We start from the raw sequence: 21,133 nt of genomic DNA, 5'->3' as shown, positions 1-21,133 counted from the left end.
ATCTTTATTTTGCTGTTCTCTTTATATAGTCAAGGAGACTTGGTTTTGATATCAATATGAATCGTCCACCATCCTCTTGATATGTTAGAATTTGCTTCTCTTTCCTGAGCTTGTTTATAAGACTATCACTAGTGCGCCTCAGCAATTGATTTGCTTCATCCTTTGAAATCCAAACATCATCCTGATCGCTATTGCAGATATCTTTCATTTGCTTAATGGTTGTCATAATGGTTAATTCTAAAGCCTCCGCAGTTGTGCAGAGTAAATTTTGATTATTCATAACTGAATTATTTAGTCAATAATAAATTACTCACCAGATTCTCTGGTGTTGATATTAAATCGAAAATGGTTTTGGATAAGTACCCAAAACACTTTTCAAGCAAGTGCCATATAAGCAAATGCCAATAGGTGTATTAGACCTATTAAAAATACCCTTATGGTATTTTTTGTGTGGTGTTCACTGGGCAGTGAATTCGGTCACTATTTAGTAACCTACTCGTTTTCACCACACTTTTATTGAAAAGTGTTTCGGTTTAGAAAGCCTTGAGATCAGCTTTCTGGATGCAATTATAAAAATTCTGAATTATAAATGAAATACTTTCAAAGATTTCTACTTTTGTTTAGTGTTCAGCAGTTTCATCTCGATTTCATCCATATCAGCAGTGGCATAGTATCTTAGAATTGTCTCAACATTAGTGCCTGTGATTTTAGAAACTTGGATTGGACTTAAATTTTTGGAGTTTAGGCAATAGCTAATAAATGATTTTTTAGCTAAGTGACTTGAAGCAATCTGATGGATAGGTTGGTAGTCATGTTGCTCAAGCTTTCGGTTTACTTTTAACTTTTCTAGAACCTTTTTAATTCCTTTATTGTAATTCTGCTCTGATATTTTCGGGAGCTCATAATCATATTTCTTTAAAACTTTCATGGCTTCAGGTAGGATTGGCACCTCGATCAATGAATTCGTTTTCTCTGATCTAGTTCTGATTCGATTCTTGTTGGTAATCATGTTTTTATGAAATCGCATGAGGTCTCCAACTCTTAAACCAGTAAAGCAATGGAATGTAAATAATTCTTTAATTTGATTTAAATGTTCATTTTCTAAGTCCTTTGGCTGACTAAGAAGTTTCATCTCTTTATCATTGAGAGCAATGATGTCACTATCAATGACTGATTTACTAGCTCTTTTAAATGACTTGATGGTAGGATTGACCTTAATTCCAAGTTTTGATAATTTGTTGCATAGGCTTTTTAGGTACTTGATGTTATTATCAACTGAGGATTCGGATAGAGATTCATTACTTCTCAAAAAGGATTTGAATGACAGTTCAAACTCATGGTTCAAATCAATCAATGTATGATCTCTATTTTTAAACTTGTTGAAGTTTGTGATATGTAGTCTTAAGTTCTTGTCATAGTTAGTGATGGACCTAGGTCGATGTTCTGTTTCATAAAGTGAAACATATTTATCAATCCCTTCTAATATGGTTTTCACATCTCCAAGCTTATTTGACTGACCATTATATATTTCCTTGACTTTAGAGCAAGTTTGGTCTCCCAACTCTTTAGCATCACAAAGTGCCGCAAATAGATTTTCATAAAGTCTTTTTAGCTCAGCATTTGCTTTAAGGTAGCCATGGAAAGTCTTCTTTAATGGTTGATTGATTTTTATTTTATCATGTCCTCGGTCTTTAATCCAGTTGAGCTGATTAACAGACGCCCGGATATTTGTTGAGATTAAAGTCTTCTTCCTGTTGTGATCGTATCTTAAGTAGATCAGGCAAGGTTGGTCTTTATTTGTTACTCTATTTTTTTCTATGAAAAAGTTAATTGTTGCCATATACTGTCGTCATTACTGTCGCTAATTAAGATAAATTACAATTAATTAAGGCTCAAAATTTACGAAAATATCCGTTCTAGTATAACTAAGGAGTATTTATAAGAACTAAGGAGTAATTGATGTATTCCCCTACGGACTGCATTTTAAAAGCCACTCATTTGAGTGGCTTTTTTCATTTTGTCCGTAGGGGACTTGCGCGCGACCTGGCTCCTCACTAAAATGACCCACCGGGTCATTTCTTAACGCTCGGTCCTCCTACGGACTGCAAAAAGGCTCGAGCACTTTATGGTGTGAGAGCCTTTTTTGTTTTCATTCAACCCACTTTAAAATCTATTCGCCTTAAATAGTGTTTTTAGAACCGTTTATCACAAATACGCATTGGAGAATGAACAATATTAGACGTTCTGTAGTCTTTTAATAGACTTAAATTCAGCAACCTTGAAACAACTTCATAACCTCGCACTTCTTATACTAATCATCGGAAGTGCGCAAACAGCAGTCCAAGCCCAACGACCTACCGGCCCACCATCATCTTATGGTGGTGGCTCAGCCTCAAAAGTTGGGTACGGGAAATTAGGAGGAACTGTAGTAGATGAAAGTAATGAGCCTGTCCCATACGCCACCGTACGTATGCTCAATGTGGCAGATGAGAAACTCGTGGACGGTACAATAGCGGAAGAAGATGGAAAGTGGGTGATTAAAAATGTAATCGAAGGAGAATTTAATATCGTCATTTCATTCATGGGCTATGAAACGATCACTAAAGGTCCTTTTGAAGTGACAGGAAAAGGAGAGTCATACGATTTAGGGCAGATTGTGCTTACTTCCTCTACAACAGAATTGGATCAGGTTGTGGTAGAAGGGCAAAGGGAATTGATTGAAGATCGGGTAGACAGGGTTGTGTATAATGCCAGTCAGGATAACACCACAGCTGGTGGCGATGCTTCAGACGTTTTAAGAAGAGTTCCTCTATTATCTGTGGATTTGGAAGGCAATGTTTCGTTACGTGGTAGCAGTAACATTACAGTATTAATAGACGGGAAACCATCAACCATCACTGCTGGTAATCTTGCTGATGCGCTTAAGCAAATTCCGGCAGATGAAATTGAATCAGTGGAAGTCATCACTTCGCCTTCCGCAAGGTATGATGCGGAGGGCACAGGAGGTATTATCAATATCATTACCAAGAAGAATAATCTTCAGGGTGGTACACTCTCAATTAATTCCGGAGTAGGATACCGAGGTTCAAATCTTGGGCTTAATGCAGGTTATAGAACCGGAAAGCTGGGTCTTTCTTTGGGTGGAAATGGATTTGCTGGATACAATATCATTGGATCAATAGATAATGAACAGATAGTAACGGATGAATTTGGCAATGAATTGTCTCGAACGAACCAGTTTGCAGAGACGGTTAGCTCCAGGATATCTGGTCGCTACAATTTTGGTTGGGACTATACATTCAATAAATACCATTTCATTGGGGGAGGGATAAACTACAGGATTTTTGATGCAAGAACTGACCAGGATGATAGGTTGACTGAAACAACCGATTCTAATGGAACGAGATCTTTAGTACAGGATGTATTCACGCTAACAAATTCTAACAGTGTTGATATCAACTTCAATTATATCAGGTCGTTTGAGAAAAAAGGCAAAGAGATAAGCCTGATCTCACTTTACAGTGAGGATAGACGAAATAATGATTTTACCATTGAAAATTTGTCCGGAGGTAATCCATCTGATACAAAAAATGAAAATATTAGCTTTAATAAAGAGTTCACCCTTCAACTGGATTATGTAGAACCGATAGGCGATAAAGCGAGGTTTGAGACAGGGGCAAAAAATATTTCAAGAACGGTAACGAGTGATTTTCAGCTTTTCCAGCGTCAGAATGATGAACCTTACACAGAAATCCAGGGCGCTAGCTTTAGCAATTTCTTCAGTTATAATCAGAATGTTACTGCCGGATTTGTTTCAGGGCTGATGGAGCTACCATCAGATTTTACCATTCAGGCGGGAGGGCGATATGAGTATACTACGATCACAGCAAATTTTTCTGATGGGGTAAATCTTGACATTGCAGATTATGGAACATTTGTTCCAAGCATCAACATGTCTAGAAAACTTAAAAACAACCTCACGCTAAAATTTGGTTATTCCAGAAGAATAGCCCGCCCAAGTTTACAGTTTTTAAATCCCAATATAGATGCAGCTAACCCTTTGGATATATCACAAGGTAATCCGGATTTGCTTCCTGAATTCACGGATCAGTTTGAGCTTTCTTTTAGCAGATTCAAACGAACTACTTCATTGAATATCTCAGCATTTGTAAGATCTACAAACGGGAGTATTCAGGCTGTAAGAGAAACCATCGGTCAGGATACCGTATATACAACTTATCAAAACATAGGAGAGGAGGATGCCTATGGAATCAATGCTTTTGGAAGTATAAGAAAAGGTAAACTAACACTGAATGGAGGAATAGATGCCTTTTATTCTGTATTGACTAACAACATCGATGATCCACTATTCAATGCTCAAAATGAGGGTTTTGTATTTAATACGAGGTTGTTTGGAAGTTATAAATTGACCGATCGCTGGGTTTTACAGATGTTTGGATTCTATAGAAGTTCAAGGGTTCAGCTACAAGGATTCACCAATCCTTTTTATATCTATAGCCTGAGCATAAATCGTAATTTTAAAAACGATAAGGGAAGCATAGGTATAGGTGCAAATAATTTTGCAACACCCAGAAGTTTTCTGGATTCGGAAGTCACTACTCCATTCCTTACTCAGAGAAGTACCAGGGAGCTTCAACTCCTGAATTTTAGAGTCAATTTTAGCTACCGTATAGGTAAACTCACACAACGAGCTTCTAAGAAAGTAAGAAAAGTCTCAAATGATGATCTCAAAGAGGCAAGTGGTAATGATGACGGGAATCAATAGATAGGAAAGAGAGCGATTTATAAATATGTGAATTATTCTATTGGGAGTTATCTACTAGTAGACCTATTACCTATATTCTTATTATTTTTCTGTTGTATTTAGTCACCAACAATTATTGCAAATGGCTGGATTTGCAATAATTACAGCCTACATGTAAATGAAAATATTCGCCAATATTCCTGTGGCTATATGTTTGTTAGTTGCACTGCAAACACACGCTCAGAGTGATTCTACTAAAATAGAACTGACCGGTTATATAGATACCTATTATGCTTCATATAGCAATAAACTATCTGCTGATGAACTACAACCTTATATTACTGTAGCTCCTAGGGACAATCAATTCGGGTTAAACATAGCCGAAATAGGAGCTACTTATAATACTGGCGAAGTGCGTGGTACTTTCGTTATTCAATATGGTGACATAGCAGAAGCTACCTGGTCAGATAGGTTTAAAACCATACAAGAAGCCTGGGTTGGTATAGAAGTGACCGAGGGGCTCTGGCTCGACGGTGGTTTTTTTACCACCCATATTGGAGCGGAAAGTTTTTTACCCAAAAACAACTGGCTAAGTTCTACCGACATAGGAACTTTCAATGAACCATTTTACCAAAGTGGTGCACGTCTTTCTTATGAGAAGTCTGAAAAATTTGAAGCGCAACTGCACCTTGTCAGTGGTTACAATCTTTTCCTTGATAATAACGATGCGAAATCAATTGGGATGCTTTTCAGCTATAAGGTTAACGATGCAATATCTTTATCATATACCAATCTTTTTGGAAGGGAATCGCCGGAAGGTTCCCCCAGCCAATATCGCTTTTACAATAATATTTACTTAACCTGGGATCCCACGGATAAGATATCTGCAATAGTGGGAGGAGATATGAGTACCCAGTCGAATTCTGAATTAGAAAATCCTACTGAGACGGCTTTAATGTACAATGCAGTAGCCATTGCCAGGTATCAATTTACTAAACGATATAGTGCTACGAGTAGGTTAGAGTTATTCAATGATAGAGATGGATTTATTTCGGGTGTTCTGGTAAATCAAAATGGGAATCAGCAAGGGCTTAAAGCAACTGCCTTTACAATGGGGTTTGAATACGCACCTACTAAACAATCCTACCTTAGAGCGGAAACCCGATGGACCTGGGCTGATAGAGATCTGCTAATATTTAATAAAGGAGGAAACGCATCGAATGTCCGTGCTGAATTCCTGATCAACATGGGATTCTACTTTAATAAAAGGCTTAAGTAGATTTTGTTCTTATAATTTTAGAGAATAAGTAAAACTTTCTCTTGAAGTAATCTTTACAGGTACATTATCTGTAATCGTATATTAACATTTCATCTTCATCCAGTTGCTTAAGCGATTGCTTGCTATATTGTCTGATGAATGGTTTTGTGAGTTAAGAGAGTGATTAAGCGCTTAGTATTTCAACCAGTATTTTTATTAGTTTTTCTTTTTGGTCTTTCAGCTCAGCAGACCATTTTGTTCCAGGGAGGTACAGAAAATCGGATAAACCACCATGCGCAAGTTTACCTATCTCAAGATACGATCAACGGGCAAGAGGCATGGAATAGAATTCAGTCTGACCTTCTTGGAAAATTACAAGAAAAAATAAACCCGGGGATTACCACATCAGCATTTTGGATTCACTTCCAAATAAAGAATCTTAGTGAAGAAGAGCTGTTGTATCTGGAAGTGGACTATGCACAGCTTGACTATCTACAGCTTTATCAAGTCAATAATGATTCCGCTAAGTTATTATTCGAGACAGGTGATCGATACACTTTCGATAAAAGACCTGTTCAATATAGAAACTTTGCTTTTCCTCTTCAATTATCTCAGGATTCTACCAGTCAATACCTGCTGAATATTGATAAACGGCTTTCAGCGGCTCGATTTCCATTGAATCTATATGCTAATTCATCATTCTGGGGTATGTATAATAGTGAGACTATCTTTTATGGGTTTTGCTTTGGCTTCTTAGCATTGGTCATACTGATCTCATTGATTGTTGGAATTCGTCTCAAAAGGTCAATCTTTATCTGGTATTCGCTATATGTTTTAACCTTCGGTTTGCGATGCTTTGCCAAGCTTGGGTATGGCTATCAATTCATTACATCGGATTACCCGAATCTCAATACCCACTTCTTCCCGCTTACCACTCAATTCGCGATGTTCTTTTTGATTCTATATGTTCAAAATTATTTTGATACGAAGGAAACCATGCCTCGCTTTAATAAAATAATGAATGGATGGCTGGTACTATTTGTCATTAGCACATTAATATGGGCATTGGCTCCTTCTTTTATTGTTTCTACTGGCCCTATTCTTATCTCGATACGGTATGCTGTTGTGGTAAGTATTATCATTTTTGCTTACTCAAGTGGGATTAATTATCTAAAGATAGATGCGTTTAAAGCACAAATTTTCTTAGTCGGTTATTCGCTTTTTTTTCTCGGGGTTTTAAGTCAAATCCTTATAGAATACGGGGTAATCAATAGTTCCCTGGTTCCGGGCGATCCTTTATTCGCCGGATTCTTTTTTGAGGTAGCTGTGCTTTCCTATGCCATGATCATACTGCTGGTAAAAGTCATAAACGATAAAGAAGGGTTGGTGGCATCTAACCTCAGGCTTAAGCAAATGCTTGAAAGCCTGGAGAAGCAATACAAACAAGAAGAGCCATCTTATGTAATTCTAAAAAGCAAAGCAGTTGTAGATCCACAGAGGATACGATACATACAATCTGACGATCATTACCTGGAGTTTCACTTGGATGACAAAGCCAGGCCTGAAGTGGATCGCAATAAACTCAGCGCGATTCTGGAAGTTCTTCCTCCACAGTTTGTTCAGATACATAGATCTACCATTGTCAATTTAGAGTATGTCAAAACCATATATGGTAACTATTTATTGCTGAAAGATGGTGAAGAACTTAAACTTTCCCGCACGTATAAATCTCGATTGGAGGATAGGCTGGCCAAATAATGCTGCATTTCACGACAGGCTATGTGTCACTCACGACAAAAAGTTGCTACAACCGATATAGGGGTACTTAATTAGGGGTATCAATCAACTATCCTCGAAATGAAAATAACCAAAAGAAAACTTGAAGACGAACTTACTAATCGTGAAATTCAACTCATCCGCTGGTTAAGCCAGGGCTATACCCGGAGTGAGATTGCCGATAAGATGGCAATGAGCATTCATACCTATGATGGCTACCGGAAAAATATACGAGTAAAGCTTCAGATTAAGAATCAAGCGGATTGGGCTAGAGTACTTGTTCAAGTTGCTTAATATACCCTATAGTGGGTATTGCCTCAGTTAATATCTATTCAGAACTTTATAAAGCAATTAATCCTCTTCGTAGTAATCGGTCTAGGTTCTTAAAGATTACTAAGGATGCTTACCATAGTGGTAAGCTAGGGCCACCCCGGTGTAGTTCATCGGGGTTTTTTCTTGTTACGGGAGTAATTCTCTCTATTTAACCCAAATTGCGCAATAGGGCAATTTGCCCTACGGGATGGACGAAGTAAACTTGTCTGTCTGTGACCGCAAGCGTCATCAGCTGACGAAACCCAAGGGGTTTGTCAGGGTTAATAATCATCGTCTTAAAATCATCATTTTAACTTAAGGATAAGTAATTGTTTATCAGTTGATTAAATAATAGGATGATGATGTTGGAATGATTCCTTCATAACAATTGAAGGACTAACTGACTTATTATTATATGGATTTTGGAATTACTAAGGCGATAGATATTTTAACAAACAAACTTCAGGGATGGTTAGAGTCCCTTACAGCGATGCTTCCAAACTTTGTGGTGGCAGTAATCATTCTGTTGATATTCTTTTTCTTAGCTAAAATGGCAAAGGCCGTTTTTAATAAGCTTTTTGAAAAGTTTTATGACAAATCTGCTGTTCAAAACCTCTTCAGTACCATTGTTTATATTTCGGTATTACTGATTGGTTTAATCATCTCTTTAAACATACTTCACTTAAAGCAAACCGTAACTTCCCTCTTAGCCGGTGCTGGTATTATTGGGTTGGCACTAGGTTTCGCCTTTCAGGATATCACAGCAAACTTCATATCCGGTATTATGATTGCCATTCGAAAGCCGATTCAAGTCGGAGATATTATTGAGGTGCACGACTATATGGGAGAAGTGGAAGAGATTAACCTTAGGGTGACAGTGGTAAAAACATTTCAAGGATTACATGTGATCATCCCTAATAAAGAAGTCTTCCAAAGTCCATTGATAAATTATACAAAGACCGACGAACGAAGAATCGATTTGGAAGTAGGTGTGTCTTATGGTGATGACCTTGAGAAAGCAAAGAAAGTAGCCCTTGAGGCGGTAAATGAATTGCCTTTCCTGATCAATGATAGGGAGGTAAATTTGTTCTATACCGGATTTGGCGATAGTTCAATCAATTTCGTTTTGCATTTATGGGTGAGATATCCAGAACCGAGTTTTTTGGAATCGCGCAGTATGGCCATAATGGCTGTAAAAAAAGCTTTTGATGAAAATGATATTACCATACCGTTTCCTATTCGTACCCTTGATTTTGGAATTAAAGGTGGTGAAACGCTTTCTGATATGAAAATGCATATAAATTCAAAAAATGGAGGTGTAAAGCAAACTCAGTAGGAGAAGTATGTGTTAGAAATGTAGAACCCTAAAACAGAAGAATATGGAAGAAATGAAAATATTAAACGAAGCTGAAATTGATCATAAGAATAAATATGAGGAAAGCATTAAGGCTTTTGCTGATAAGCTTGAAGAAAAAATCGAATTTCTGAAAGGAAAAGCGTCTGAAGTAGAAAGTTCAGCAAAAGAGTCCTATGATAATCGTATTGAACTTTTAAAGGAGAAAAAAGAAGCATTCAAAAAGTGAATATCATCGAATAAAGGAAACAGGGGAGGATAAGTGGAATGAAGTAAAAGGAGATGTATCTAAAAAAGTAGATGACATCAAAGAAGAAACTGAGACTGCTTATACGGGGATTCGTGACGGATTTTCCTATCTCTTCGATAAGTTCAAGAAATAATAATTTTTAAATTGAAAGAAGCCGACACAAAATGTCGGCTTTTTTGTTTTGTCTGAAATGATCTTTTGAAGCCTTTAAAACATAATATTCCTTTCTATATACTTGCGAATTCTTAATTAAATAACCCTAAAATAAAAATGAAGAAAATACTACTGTTGATGTGTTTAGTAGCCGGAATGGGCTTGGCTAAAGCACAAGATGAAGTGTCATTTAGCGACGAGGAGTTAACTCAATATGCGACAGTCATGGTGTGGGCTGAAAATGAGAAAGAACGTATGACTGAAGTTTATAATGGATGGATCAATAACGACGAAACGTTGGCAGCAGCCAGGTTTGTAGAGATCAAATCAGCGAAAGGAGATTCAGTTAAGCTTCAGGAAATTGAAGTGACTTCTGATGAGTTGATGGCATTTGAGCAAATTCAAGTAAACTATGATTCTATGACCGCTTCTTTTAAAGAGGTATACATCGGAAAAATCAAAGAGGATATTGGCGCTGGGTTGTATAATAACCTCAAAAAAGCGCTTAAATCTGATGCTGAAGTAAAGGCACAATATCAGGTTATTTATGATGGATTAATGGAAGCCTCTGCCCCTAAGGAAGATGACGAAAGCGAAGAATAAGCTTTGTTAAAACATAAAGTAATGAAAGCCTCTCCATTCAAAATGGCGAGGCTTTTTTATTTGCTATTAAGGGAGATACCTTCAGTATCAATTGTTACAAGCTTTTTCTTATACAGAATCCCTACTGATCGTTTGAAGTTCTTTTTGCTCATTTGAAGCAGCGATTGTATTTCATCCGGGTCACTCTTGTCGTGGAGTGGGAGGTAGCCATTGCTTTTCTTTAGCTCATCCAATATCTGCTGAGCTCCAATCTCGAGATTCTCAAGACCAATTTTCCTTAAACTAATATCAATTTTACCATCTGGTCTTACAGTCTTTACATACCCTTTGACCCGATCACCTTCAAGCACATCATGAAAAAGGTCATTCTCAAAAATCAAACCTTTGTGGCGATTATTAACCACGACATTTACTCCAAGGTCAGTAGCGTTGGCAATTAATAGATCAACCTCTTCGCCTTCTTCTAAATAGATTTCGTCATCAAAGTATTTAGCAACCTTAGCAGTTGCTGCGATCCGATCTGTTTTCTCATCCAGAAACAGATACACCAAAGACCACTGTCCTCGTTGTAGCTTATTTTTTTGTTCACGAAATGGAACGAGCAAATCCTTATCAATCCCCCAGTCCAAAAAAGCTCCAACATTACTGGCATCTTTTACTTTGAGGTATGCAAACTGATTGACTGTTGCATAGGGTTTTTGCGTGGTACAAATGATCCGGTCTTCAGAGTCGCGATAAACAAACACATCAAGATTGTCGCCTTCTTGGGTTCCATTTGGAATATATTTTGTCGGAAGGAGCACATCTTGCTCTCCATCAGTAAGAAACGCCCCGGGGTTGGTAATCCGATCTACTTTAAGGTTATGATATTGGCCAATATTCATTGGCACAAAGATAGGTCATGTGACTTCTTTAGGATTAGATTTTCATCTCTGGTATATCACCTTCAACCACCAACCTTCCGGCCGTCGCGTTTTTTATTTCTTCCACTGAAACACCAGGGGCTCGTTCTCTTAATTTGAAACCTTCAGGGGTAATATCAAGCACTGCCAAGTTTGTTACGATCTTGTTTACACATTTCACGCCTGTCAAAGGAAGTGTGCATTCCGATAAAAGCTTTGATTCGCCCGCTCGGTTGGTGTGCATCATCGCTACGATGATGTTTTTGGCAGACGCGACAAGGTCCATTGCGCCACCCATACCTTTTACCATCTTTCCTGGGATCTTCCAATTGGCAATATCCCCTTGATCAGTCACTTCCATTGCACCGAGCACCGTTAGCTGCACATGCTGGCCTCTAATCATTGCGAAAGAGGTGGAGGAGTCAAAAATGGAAGCTCCTGGTAGTGTAGTTACCGTTTGTTTTCCTGCGTTGATTAAGTCGGCATCTACCTGCTCTTCAGTAGGGAAGCCGCCCATGCCAAGTAATCCATTTTCTGATTGAAATTCCACACTAATTCCCTCGGGAATGTAATTGGCCACCAATGTAGGAATACCTATTCCCAGGTTTACATACCAGCCGTCTTCCAGTTCCTGTGCGATTCTCTTTGCAATTCCGTCTTTATCAAGCATAATTTCGTTAATTCGTCAATTAGTAATTAGTTAATTGGACTTGCGATTGGTTTTAAAATTAGCAGGACTAATCAACCAATTCACCAATCAACTAAGTCCTAATTGTTCGTTGTTCAATTCGTTTTTCGTATTTCTCACCCTGGAAGATTCGCTGTACGAAAATTCCCGGAGTGTGGATGAAGTTAGGGTCTAGTTCACCCGGCTCCACCAGCTCTTCCACTTCCGCAATAGTTATTTTACCGGCCATCGCCATTGGCGGATTGAAATTTCGTGCTGTGCCCTTAAAAATCAGGTTTCCCGCCCGGTCACCCTTCCACGCCTTTACTATGGCGAAATCCGCAGTTAGGGCTGATTCCAGAATATGAGGTTTTCCGTTAAACTCCCGCACTTCTTTCCCTTCGGCTACTTCCGTTCCAAATCCTGCAGGTGTGAAGAATGCAGGAATTCCGGCACCTCCGGCTCTACATCTTTCTGCGAGTGATCCTTGTGGTATTAAATCTACTTCCAATTCACCGCTTAGCATTTGTCTTTCAAACTCCGCATTCTCACCCACATAAGATGAGATCATTTTTTTAATCTGCTTTTTCTGCAATAACAGCCCGAGACCAAAATCATCAACACCAGCATTGTTGGAAATACAGGTCAGGCCTTTAATGTTTGCTTTGACTAGTGCAGCAATGGAGTTTTCAGGAATGCCACATAGTCCGAACCCTCCAAGCATCAGGGTCATGTTATCTTCAATTCCGCGGATAGCTTCTTCCGCATTAGCTACTACTTTATCAATCATGGTTTGAAGTTATTGCGAATGTGCAAATTAAAAAAGAAGCTGTCTCCAAAAGGTCTGTCATCCTGAATTAATGAAGGGTCTCTTTTGACAATTTAATGAGATTAAACTCTTAAAGAGATTCTTCCTTCGTCAGAATGACTTTTATGATCAAAGACCTTTTTAAGACAGCTTATACTAGATATTTAAATTCCTTACTCATCCTTCAAGCACTCCACAGGGTTTACCCGAGTGGCTTTGATGGTTTGATAGGAAATTGCCAGGATAGTCAGTAAAGCTGCGGCAATAACTGGCATTAGAATCAGGAATATCGAAATGGAAGTTCGATAGACGAATGTTTCCAGCCAGTCATTCATAAACCAATAGGCAATCGGTAGACCGATAAGAAATGCAATTCCAATCAGGATCATGAATCGATTGCTGATGATCATCCAAATGCTGGTGGTAGATGCACCTAATACTTTCCTGACACCTATTTCTTTGATCTTTGTTTCAATGATGAAGCCAACCATTCCGATCAATCCAAGACATCCTATAAGTACCGCAATCACCGCAAATACCTTGATCATAGTACCAAGTCGTTCTTCATTCTGATATTGTTCATCAAATAGATCATCTACAAACCGATAGTTCGCTTCTGTTTCGGGATCAAATTGTGCATAAACACCTTCGATATAGTCCAGTGTTTCACGCATGTTTTCCCCCGAAAGCTTGAGACTTATTCGTCGGTATCTGTCCATATTGATAAAGACCATTGGCACAATTGGACTGTGTAAAGATTCAAAATGAAAATTTTCCATTACACCAAGTATTCTTCCTTCAGATGGACCATAACCTAGTTTTCTACCCACGATTTCATTTGGATCATTAAAGCCCAATGCTTCAGCTGCGGCCTGGTTTATAACATAATACCCAATCGATGTTGTGTCTTGCTGCAGTACAGTCTCTGTTCCTTCACGGAAATTTTCACCGGCAAGCATTTCGATCCCATAAGTGTCCAGAAAATGTTTATCAATGGTCACCACCGGCAATCTGAAGTTAGTAGAAATGGCAGAGTCACCTTTAAAAAATCGGGATCCCCAACTATCCGCAAGTCGTCCGGTAGGTATCCGTGAAGAGTATGCAGCCTTTTCAATTTTCGGGTTTTTCAATAATTCATTTCTAAATGTCTCAGAATTGTAGTTTCCTCTCGGAAGAAACATGCTCAGCATCTGTTCTCTTTCAAAGCCCGGATCAGAGTTTCTGATAAATCCCATCTGGCTTTCAATCACACCAATTGCGAAGAGGAGTCCAATGGTTACAACGTACTGAAATGTGACTAAAAAAGAACGAAAGTTCCATTTGCTCGCATTCATTGCTTGCTCACCCTTTAGTGCTTGTACCAGGTTTATCTTTGAAAGGAAGATGGCGGGATAGATCCCCGCTAAACCACCAACCAGAATCATTAATAGAATGAGTCCTATAAAAATATCCGGTTGAGCGATCGGATTAAAAGCAAGTGATTTATCCATAAACTCGTTGAGGTAGGGGAGTGCCCAGAAAATAAGAAGAACTGCCAGTGGCAATGACACAAGCACAACCAATAATGACTCGGATAGGAATTGTTTGACTAATGAAGATTTGAAAGCTCCGATTACCTTTCTTACACCCACTTCCTTCATTCTACGTGAGTAGTGAGAGGTGGCAATGTTCATGTAATTGACGCATGCTACAAGTAGTAGTAGAATCCCAACAATGCTAAAAATATAAACCTGATCGATTGATCCATTGGTTTCATATTCACCCTCCAGGTTGGAAGTGAGGTGTATATCCAGCATCGGCTGAAAAACAAAGTCGTAAAAATCTCTTGCATAAACTCCGGATTGGAACTCACCGATGTATTTGTCCCAAAATTCTTCATTGGCACCTAGGGTCAGATTGGGAATATTAGCTCCAGGTGATGTGCGTATGTAGGTCATCCAATTATAGTTACCGCTTACATTATTAGCTGCATCTTCACCCATGATCATTTCCACGAATCGTATAGGAGCTAAGTAATCGAAATGGAAATGCTGTTGGTCAGGCATATCTTCCATTACTGCTGTTACCTTAAAAGGCGCACCTTGTCCATCTCTTTCAAGGGTTACTGTTTCGCCCAGAATATTTTGCTCTTCCCAATCTGATCCGAATATTTTTACCGCGCTTGATCTGGTTAGTACCAAAGAATACACATCCGGAAATGCTGTTTCGGCACTACCGGCGATGAATTTGAAGCTGAAAATATCAAAAGCATCATCATCGCAAAAGATGACAGGCTCCCCCAAAAATTCCTGATCTCCGTATTTGAGGTCAGGAAACGCCCATGGATAGAATCGGGTGGCATGTGTGATCTCACTATAATCTTCCTTGAGTCTGCTGGCGTGACCGGCAGAGGCAAATGCCCAATGCCTGCTAAGGTCACCTTCCATGGTGTAGTTTTTTATGGTGACTCTGTAGATATTCTCAGCATGTTCATGATGCGTATCGTAGCTAAGTTCATCCTTCACAAAGAGTGCAATTAATACGAATGCAGCTAAGCCTGTTGATAAGCCAACTACATTGATTACCGTACTGGATTTATATTTCCATAGGTTTCTTAGTCCAATTTTAAAGTAGTTTTTAAACATAGTCGTTTCCTTTTCTATTGAGTTTTGAGCTTCTATTCTTTTGGCCATTTCAGGCTTAAAAAGCCGAATGATTTGCCAGTTGTACCATCTTCTGGCACGATTTAGTCCTTTGCTTTTAATTAATAATTGATACTCCTCTTCCAGATCTCCTTGTACATCCTCGTAGTAGTCTTCTTTGAGAAACCATGCTAGAAATTTTGTAGACCAGGAAGGGGGAGAATTCCGCTGCTTATCCATGCTTTTGAGTATTCGAATGTTACATCAGGAATGGCCTTCCAAAGATTCATGCGTGTTTCTTTAGAATAGTCCAATGCAGCCTTACCTGTTTTAGTTACTTTGAAGTATCGCTTTCTTTTACCTCCGCGTATAGCAGTGGCTTCCCCGAAGCTGGATTTTAGATACCCTTTCTTTTCCATTCTTCTAAGAGCGGATTGAAGCGCACTTACACTTACCTTACGATTTAGTCTATTTTCAATTTCCTCTTTAATAGATACACCATATGCATCTTCATGTAGGATGGCTACTGTTAGTAAAACGATTTCCTCAAATTCACCTAGTTGATACTCTTTCACTTAGTTAATATTAAATTTCTAAATGTAAATTAAATGATAAAATTTCTAAACGTAAATAATATAAAAAGGTTGAAATGAGTCGTCCCATCACTTGGAGTGATGGGACGATTAATGATTGGAAGACCTGATGGGGCATAAAAAAACCGCCCCAACGAATCAGGGCGGTCTACAAATTGATCTAACTTAATTACTTAAATTAGATTGTTAGCTTAAAGTTAACAGGAACTGCAATTTTTCCAACAACTGCTTCTCCATTAGCATTTTTTGCAGGTTCAAAGTTAAGCTTTGGTAATATATCTTTAACCGCGTCTCTCAAATCAGTACACGGATATTTTTCAAATCGATGATTGATAACTTTACCTTCTTTATTGATTTTAAGTGTTACCAAAACTTGTCCCTCAATGCCTTTTTCTTTGCAAACGAGCGGATATTCGATATTGGAGACCACTTCTTTATAATTCATAGGCTTTGGACTCACGGCTTTTCCATCGCCATTATTGGCTTGCGTTGCTATTACACAAAATACCATTGCTAGAATTAATAATTGCTTTTTCATAATCTCCCTCTGTTTAAATATTTCCTAAATGTTAAATTAATAACGATGTAATGTTATCTAAAGTTTACGTAAAATCAAAATTACGGTAATCTTTTGTTAACATTAAGGTAACATTGAGAGTATTTGTCGATGAATAAGCCTTTTAATGGGTTTAAAAGATGTTTTGTGGATAACTAATTAGACAATTAACAATAGAAAACACCCTCCGGGGCTATTTTCGTAGCATGTCGCTTACCATTTATCGATCATCCGCAGGCTCGGGAAAAACATATACACTAGCTAAGGAGTATTTAAAGCTTGCCTTAAGATCAAAAGACTATTATCAGAAAATTCTAGCCGTTACCTTCACGAATCGTGCTGCAGAGGAGATGAAAGAGCGGGTACTGGAATTTCTCATTGATATTGCAAAAGGCAAACATGAACTAATACCGGTATTTCAAAAGGAGCTGGATAAATCCAACGAACAGATCATCCAGGCGGCACAGCGCGCGCTATCACATTTACTTCATCATTATGGTTACTTCAATATCACCACCATTGATACGTTTTTTCATCGGGTGATACGTTCATTCTCACGAGAAATCGGACTTCAAGGCAGTTTCGGAATAGAACTGGATACGGATAAAGTTGCTGAATTTATTACATCTAATGTCTATGAAGGTGTTGAGCACAATGAACAACTGCGAAATTGGTTGGTGGAGTTTTCCATGGAGGGGCTAGGCGAAGGTGAAGGTTATGAAACTAAAAATCAGGTAAGCAGGCTGGCAAAACAACTTTTTCAGGAAGAGTTTAAGAAGTTGCCTCAAGGTCAGTTTACAGATGACCAGATAAAAAATAAAGTCAAGGAGCTGAAGACTAACCTATCCAGGCAAAAAGCTGCTTTTGAGCAGACGTTAATAGGTATTGCTGATAGATTTGATTCAGCACTTGAAAATGCCGGATTATCTATCGATGATTTGACATATAAATATGCCGGTCCCGGAGGCTTTTTTCCTAAGCTTAGAAAAAAGGAATATGATTCATTGCTTACCAAAAGAGTAGAAAAAGCACGAGAGGACCCTTCTGCATGGACATCTAAATCAGCCAGTAATAAAGATCATATCATTCAGTCGGCAGAAACCTCGTTCATCCCTTTGATGAATGAAGTGTTGGAATTCATTGATAAAAACGAACAGGCATATTATACTGCTAATGCAGTATTAAAGCATCTGTACACATTGGGTTTAATGACAGACCTGGCGCAGCGATTGCAAGATTATAAGCGAGAGGAGGAAGTGATTATGATTTCTGACCTTCCTGACTTCCTTTCTCAAATCATTGATGATAGTGGTTCACCATTCATTTATGAAAAGGTCGGGACCTGGTATTCTCATTTTCTCATTGACGAATTTCAGGATACCTCACAGTTTCAGTGGAATAACTTCAGGCCGCTTCTTGAAGAAAGCCTGGCCAACGGAAATGAAAACATCATCGTGGGTGATGCAAAGCAATCCATCTATGGGTGGAGGGGAGGTGACCCCACATTACTGTTGGAAAAAGTCCAGGAGGACATCTCACAAACGCATATTGACCCTTCCAAAACCACCAACTGGAGGAGTGCGAAAAATATCGTTGGATTTAATAATCAATTGTTCTCGGCATTACCGAAGGTGATGGTCGATGAGATGGGAGGGATAATATCTGAGAAAGAGCGAGCCATGATTCTTAAAACCTATGAGGGTGTGGAGCAGGAAGTAGCTCCTAACAATAAGGAGATAGATGGACTTGTGCATCTTGAGTTTTTGGAGGTCGAGGATCGTAAGGAGTGGAAAAGCAACGCCATTGAACAAACGATTTTTCATATGGAACAATTGCTCACTGAAGGTCATCACTTGAATGATATGGCAATTTTGGTGCGGTCTAACAAAGAGGCCTCTGAGATCGTGAGTCATGTGCTGGATTATCGCAGAACACACGAAACTCAAATCGAAGTGATATCAGCTGAAGGAATGCTGCTATCCAATTCCGAAGTGGTACAGCTTCTGCTATCTGCATTCAATCATTTGATCCATCCGGAAGATATCAGTATTCAGACCGATCTGACATACAGGTACCGTAAGCTTATTAAGCAGCAATCATTTACCTCCCATGATGACTTTAGCAAGCTGGGGCAATCCGGGCTTCCTGCATCCTTTACTAAGTACAAGCAACACCTGTTGCACCTTCCTATTCTTGAGCTGATTGAGGTGTTGGTTCGAACGTTTGAACTGAACTCCTTGAAATCCGAATATGTGTATCTCCAGGCTTTTCAGGATGCAGTATTGGAGTTTAGTAAAAATAATCGGTCAGATCTTCGTCTATTTATGGAGTGGTGGGAAGACAATGGGAAAAAGCGTTCGGTTCAACTGACCGGAGCATTGGATGCAGTTGAGGTTATCACATCACATAAGTCTAAGGGCTTACAGTATCCTATTGTATTCGTGCCCTTCTGCAACTTCGATATGAACAGCAAGTCACGGCCGGTGTGGTATGAGTCTCCATATCAGGAGGGAGAAAATTTACCGGTAGACTATAAATCAGAATTGGAAAAAACGCGCTTTGTAGAAAACTACCAAAAGGACATTGCTAAGTGGCATTTGGAGAGTCTGAATGTGCTATATGTAGCATTTACACGTGCTGAAAATGCACTTATCGTGTTTGCAGATCCGCCACCAAGCCGAAAAGAAAAAATGTATAGCACAGCTAGTAAGCTACTTTGGAGCTACTTTGAAGACAATACCATTGAAGGATGGAATGATGCTTCTAAAACTTTTCGGATTGGTACCATTCCTATAAAACATCGAAAGTCAAAAGATGAAATGATTGCTTTGGCTAATTATAGCTCGAATAAATGGAGTAATAAGTTACAAGTTCGAAAAACAGGGAAGGCATATTATGATGATGAGGTAGAAAAAAGTAGAAATGAGGGAATTCTGCTCCATCAAATATTATCTGAAATCATTCATTACGAGGATACTGCTGATGTGCTGGACCGATACGAGCGTGGCATGCAGATAACGAAAGAAGATAGAGATATTTACGAGCGGTTGATCAATAATCTATGGCAAAATGAAATGGTAAAAGGATGGTTTGATGGTAAAGGCGAGGTAAAGACTGAGGTTGTTGTGCTTCCGAAAGATGGAGAAGTTAAGCGAATGGACCGTGTAATCATTAATGGCAATAGTGCCATTGTGGTTGATTTTAAAAGCGGTTTATCTAAAAGTGAAGACAATCGTCAGTTAAAAGAATACACTGCGCTACTTTCAGAGATGGGATATAATGTAGAAGGCTACCTGCTTTATCTAAAAAGTGGGGAAGTGATTAAGACTTCATAAAATGAAAAAACCTGCTCAAAGAGCAGGTTTTGATTTTATCATTCACAAATATTATTGAATATTCAAGGTATCCCCATCAACGATCGGTTGATCGTCAACTGTTATATGGAAGGTTGTTGATCCTGTTGTATCTGCTGCTGTAGTATCTTGAGGCAATGTGATATCGATGAATTTTCGATGAAGACGTTTGAACGGAACATTTTGATCATACAATGTTTCCGATTCTACAACTGTAGCCACCGTATCGTACTTTATAACAGTTACTCTCATATTACTTTCATACAAGGATGAGTCTGAAGATAGGAAACCATATGAAAGCGTATGGCCCCAGGTCATGTTGGAAGTCGCATCAAACGTTTTTGATACACCACTGATACTTACAGAAAGTGCACCACTGTTAAGATTGTTAACCGTTGCTTCAAACGCAAAAACATTTCTTGCCATATAAAAATAAATGTTTGAATCAATTGGTAAGACCTGGTTGATATCAGCCCTGGCAAGATAAGTATCCAGCAGTGTTGGTTTGGGACCACCACCTCCAAAGCCACTTTGACTCGATAAAGTTTCTGTTATTGTTGAACTGTCCGAAGTACTATAGTAATAGGTATCATTGTTTGTCCCAAATGAAGCATTAAGTCCACTTCCATAAGTAATGCGGTTGGTGATGGTCTCACCAGTTGATGAGGCTCTTAGTACACTATCTTGAATTACAACAATACCATATGTATCACCTTTTCGAAGCGCTTTAATATATACTCTATAGTCTCTGCCTACATATAAATCTACGCTGATATTTGTGGGTAGGTGGTCGAAAACACCAGATGCATATTCAACAGTAGTATTAGTTACATCCTGAATCTCTAATAGATAATAGGTCAGTTCATTAGATGATGTCCTTCCTCCGATGGGTTGATTATCGAATTCAATTAGGTCTTTGACATTGAAGGTGTAGGAGACTTTTTCGCCATCAGGAGTATCTTCGATTACAGGTTCTGAGCTATCCTGACATCCCATTAAAATTAAGAAGATTAGTACGATTAGGTGATTTTGTTTCATTTTATTGATTTTTTTCAAAAATAATGTTTTCTGCAATATTTGGTCTAGACCCCTTGACAACAATATCTGATTTATGTGGATAACTTACCTTCCTTGTTGATGTGATTATCGTAGAGAATTCAGA

General features: G+C 38.6%; 17 protein-coding genes. 8 read left to right on the top strand and 9 right to left on the bottom strand.

The genetic code is table 11. The features are described 5' to 3' along the window. Positions 1–4 precede the first annotated feature (4 nt). On the bottom strand, positions 5–280 hold the full coding sequence (locus ACQK2H_RS13400; RefSeq protein WP_424963931.1) for a hypothetical protein: 276 nt from the start codon (positions 278–280) through the stop codon (positions 5–7). Positions 281–610: 330 nt separating this feature from the next. Next, positions 611–1,840, bottom strand: a complete 1,230-nt coding sequence (locus ACQK2H_RS13395; RefSeq protein ID WP_424963932.1) for a tyrosine-type recombinase/integrase — start codon at positions 1,838–1,840, stop codon at positions 611–613. Positions 1,841–2,278: 438 nt separating this feature from the next. Here ACQK2H_RS13395 and ACQK2H_RS13390 point away from each other — a divergent pair, with 438 nt between their 5' ends. From ACQK2H_RS13390 to ACQK2H_RS13360, 7 genes are all read left to right on the top strand, one after another. After that, positions 2,279–4,786 carry a TonB-dependent receptor domain-containing protein gene (locus tag ACQK2H_RS13390; protein WP_425391951.1) on the top strand — a complete coding sequence of 836 codons (2,508 nt, stop codon included), beginning with the start codon at positions 2,279–2,281 and terminating at the stop codon, positions 4,784–4,786. A 157-nt stretch (positions 4,787–4,943) separates the two neighbouring features. Then, a complete protein-coding gene (locus ACQK2H_RS13385; protein WP_425391950.1) occupies positions 4,944–6,044 on the top strand; it encodes an outer membrane beta-barrel protein in 1,101 nt (366 codons plus the stop codon). A gap of 159 nt (positions 6,045–6,203) precedes the next feature. Continuing rightward, a complete protein-coding gene (locus tag ACQK2H_RS13380) occupies positions 6,204–7,781 on the top strand; it encodes a 7TM diverse intracellular signaling domain-containing protein (RefSeq protein ID WP_425391949.1) in 1,578 nt (525 codons plus the stop codon). A gap of 99 nt (positions 7,782–7,880) precedes the next feature. Next, positions 7,881–8,093, top strand: coding sequence for a response regulator transcription factor (locus tag ACQK2H_RS13375; RefSeq protein WP_425391948.1), 213 nt, complete (start codon positions 7,881–7,883; stop codon positions 8,091–8,093). A gap of 433 nt (positions 8,094–8,526) precedes the next feature. Next, the gene (locus tag ACQK2H_RS13370; RefSeq protein WP_425391947.1) at positions 8,527–9,447 is read left to right on the top strand and encodes a mechanosensitive ion channel family protein; all 921 of its coding nucleotides are present in this window, start codon (positions 8,527–8,529) and stop codon (positions 9,445–9,447) included. 52 nt (positions 9,448–9,499) lie between these two features. Next, entirely contained in the window at positions 9,500–9,694 is a 195-nt protein-coding gene (locus ACQK2H_RS13365; RefSeq protein ID WP_425391946.1) for a hypothetical protein, read from the top strand. 291 nt (positions 9,695–9,985) lie between these two features. After that, positions 9,986–10,471 carry a hypothetical protein gene (locus ACQK2H_RS13360; RefSeq protein WP_425391945.1) on the top strand — a complete coding sequence of 162 codons (486 nt, stop codon included), beginning with the start codon at positions 9,986–9,988 and terminating at the stop codon, positions 10,469–10,471. 56 nt (positions 10,472–10,527) lie between these two features. Here the strand turns inward: ACQK2H_RS13360 and ACQK2H_RS13355 are convergent, their stop codons facing one another. The 6 genes from ACQK2H_RS13355 to ACQK2H_RS13330 form a co-directional block, all read right to left on the bottom strand. After that, positions 10,528–11,355 (bottom strand): CvfB family protein, encoded by an 828-nt coding sequence (locus ACQK2H_RS13355; protein WP_425391944.1) that lies wholly within the window; start codon positions 11,353–11,355, stop codon positions 10,528–10,530. Between the two features lie 34 nt (positions 11,356–11,389). Beyond that, positions 11,390–12,046 carry a 3-oxoacid CoA-transferase subunit B gene (locus tag ACQK2H_RS13350; RefSeq protein WP_425393140.1) on the bottom strand — a complete coding sequence of 219 codons (657 nt, stop codon included), beginning with the start codon at positions 12,044–12,046 and terminating at the stop codon, positions 11,390–11,392. An 88-nt stretch (positions 12,047–12,134) separates the two neighbouring features. Beyond that, positions 12,135–12,830, bottom strand: coding sequence for a CoA transferase subunit A (locus tag ACQK2H_RS13345; RefSeq protein WP_425391943.1), 696 nt, complete (start codon positions 12,828–12,830; stop codon positions 12,135–12,137). 191 nt (positions 12,831–13,021) lie between these two features. After that, positions 13,022–15,709, bottom strand: a complete 2,688-nt coding sequence (locus tag ACQK2H_RS13340; RefSeq protein ID WP_425391942.1) for an FtsX-like permease family protein — start codon at positions 15,707–15,709, stop codon at positions 13,022–13,024. Then, the gene (locus ACQK2H_RS13335; RefSeq protein WP_425391941.1) at positions 15,661–16,044 is read right to left on the bottom strand and encodes a PadR family transcriptional regulator; all 384 of its coding nucleotides are present in this window, start codon (positions 16,042–16,044) and stop codon (positions 15,661–15,663) included. The genes ACQK2H_RS13340 and ACQK2H_RS13335 overlap by 49 nt, the downstream gene beginning before the upstream one ends. A 196-nt stretch (positions 16,045–16,240) precedes the next feature. After that, positions 16,241–16,600, bottom strand: a complete 360-nt coding sequence (locus tag ACQK2H_RS13330; RefSeq protein WP_425391940.1) for a TonB family protein — start codon at positions 16,598–16,600, stop codon at positions 16,241–16,243. Positions 16,601–16,824: 224 nt separating this feature from the next. Between ACQK2H_RS13330 and ACQK2H_RS13325 the strand changes: the two genes are divergently transcribed. Continuing rightward, on the top strand, positions 16,825–19,953 hold the full coding sequence (locus tag ACQK2H_RS13325) for a UvrD-helicase domain-containing protein (RefSeq protein ID WP_425391939.1): 3,129 nt from the start codon (positions 16,825–16,827) through the stop codon (positions 19,951–19,953). 51 nt (positions 19,954–20,004) lie between these two features. Here the strand turns inward: ACQK2H_RS13325 and ACQK2H_RS13320 are convergent, their stop codons facing one another. Continuing rightward, on the bottom strand, positions 20,005–21,009 hold the full coding sequence (locus tag ACQK2H_RS13320; protein WP_425391938.1) for a hypothetical protein: 1,005 nt from the start codon (positions 21,007–21,009) through the stop codon (positions 20,005–20,007). Positions 21,010–21,133: the final 124 nt, after the last annotated feature.

Source organism: Ekhidna sp., assembly GCF_965228795.1.
Taxonomy (GTDB): Bacteria; Bacteroidota; Bacteroidia; order Cytophagales; family Cyclobacteriaceae; genus Ekhidna.
The sequence above is the reverse complement of the archived record's forward strand: the minus strand, read 5'-3'. Positions and strand labels throughout refer to the sequence as shown.

Bases quoted from the DNA above. Each gene is read 5' to 3' on its own strand.
- ACQK2H_RS13400 (WP_424963931.1), bottom strand. From the start codon at position 280: ATGAATAATCAAAATTTACTCTGCACAACTGCGGAGGCTTTAGAATTA.
- ACQK2H_RS13395 (WP_424963932.1), bottom strand. From the start codon at position 1,840: ATGGCAACAATTAACTTTTTCATAGAAAAAAATAGAGTAACAAATAAA.
- ACQK2H_RS13385 (WP_425391950.1), top strand. From the start codon at position 4,944: ATGAAAATATTCGCCAATATTCCTGTGGCTATATGTTTGTTAGTTGCA.
- ACQK2H_RS13375 (WP_425391948.1), top strand. From the start codon at position 7,881: ATGAAAATAACCAAAAGAAAACTTGAAGACGAACTTACTAATCGTGAA.
- ACQK2H_RS13370 (WP_425391947.1), top strand. From the start codon at position 8,527: ATGGATTTTGGAATTACTAAGGCGATAGATATTTTAACAAACAAACTT.
- ACQK2H_RS13365 (WP_425391946.1), top strand. From the start codon at position 9,500: ATGAAAATATTAAACGAAGCTGAAATTGATCATAAGAATAAATATGAG.
- ACQK2H_RS13360 (WP_425391945.1), top strand. From the start codon at position 9,986: ATGAAGAAAATACTACTGTTGATGTGTTTAGTAGCCGGAATGGGCTTG.
- ACQK2H_RS13355 (WP_425391944.1), bottom strand. From the start codon at position 11,355: ATGAATATTGGCCAATATCATAACCTTAAAGTAGATCGGATTACCAAC.
- ACQK2H_RS13345 (WP_425391943.1), bottom strand. From the start codon at position 12,830: ATGATTGATAAAGTAGTAGCTAATGCGGAAGAAGCTATCCGCGGAATT.
- ACQK2H_RS13340 (WP_425391942.1), bottom strand. From the start codon at position 15,709: ATGGATAAGCAGCGGAATTCTCCCCCTTCCTGGTCTACAAAATTTCTA.
- ACQK2H_RS13330 (WP_425391940.1), bottom strand. From the start codon at position 16,600: ATGAAAAAGCAATTATTAATTCTAGCAATGGTATTTTGTGTAATAGCA.
- ACQK2H_RS13325 (WP_425391939.1), top strand. From the start codon at position 16,825: ATGTCGCTTACCATTTATCGATCATCCGCAGGCTCGGGAAAAACATAT.
- ACQK2H_RS13320 (WP_425391938.1), bottom strand. From the start codon at position 21,009: ATGAAACAAAATCACCTAATCGTACTAATCTTCTTAATTTTAATGGGA.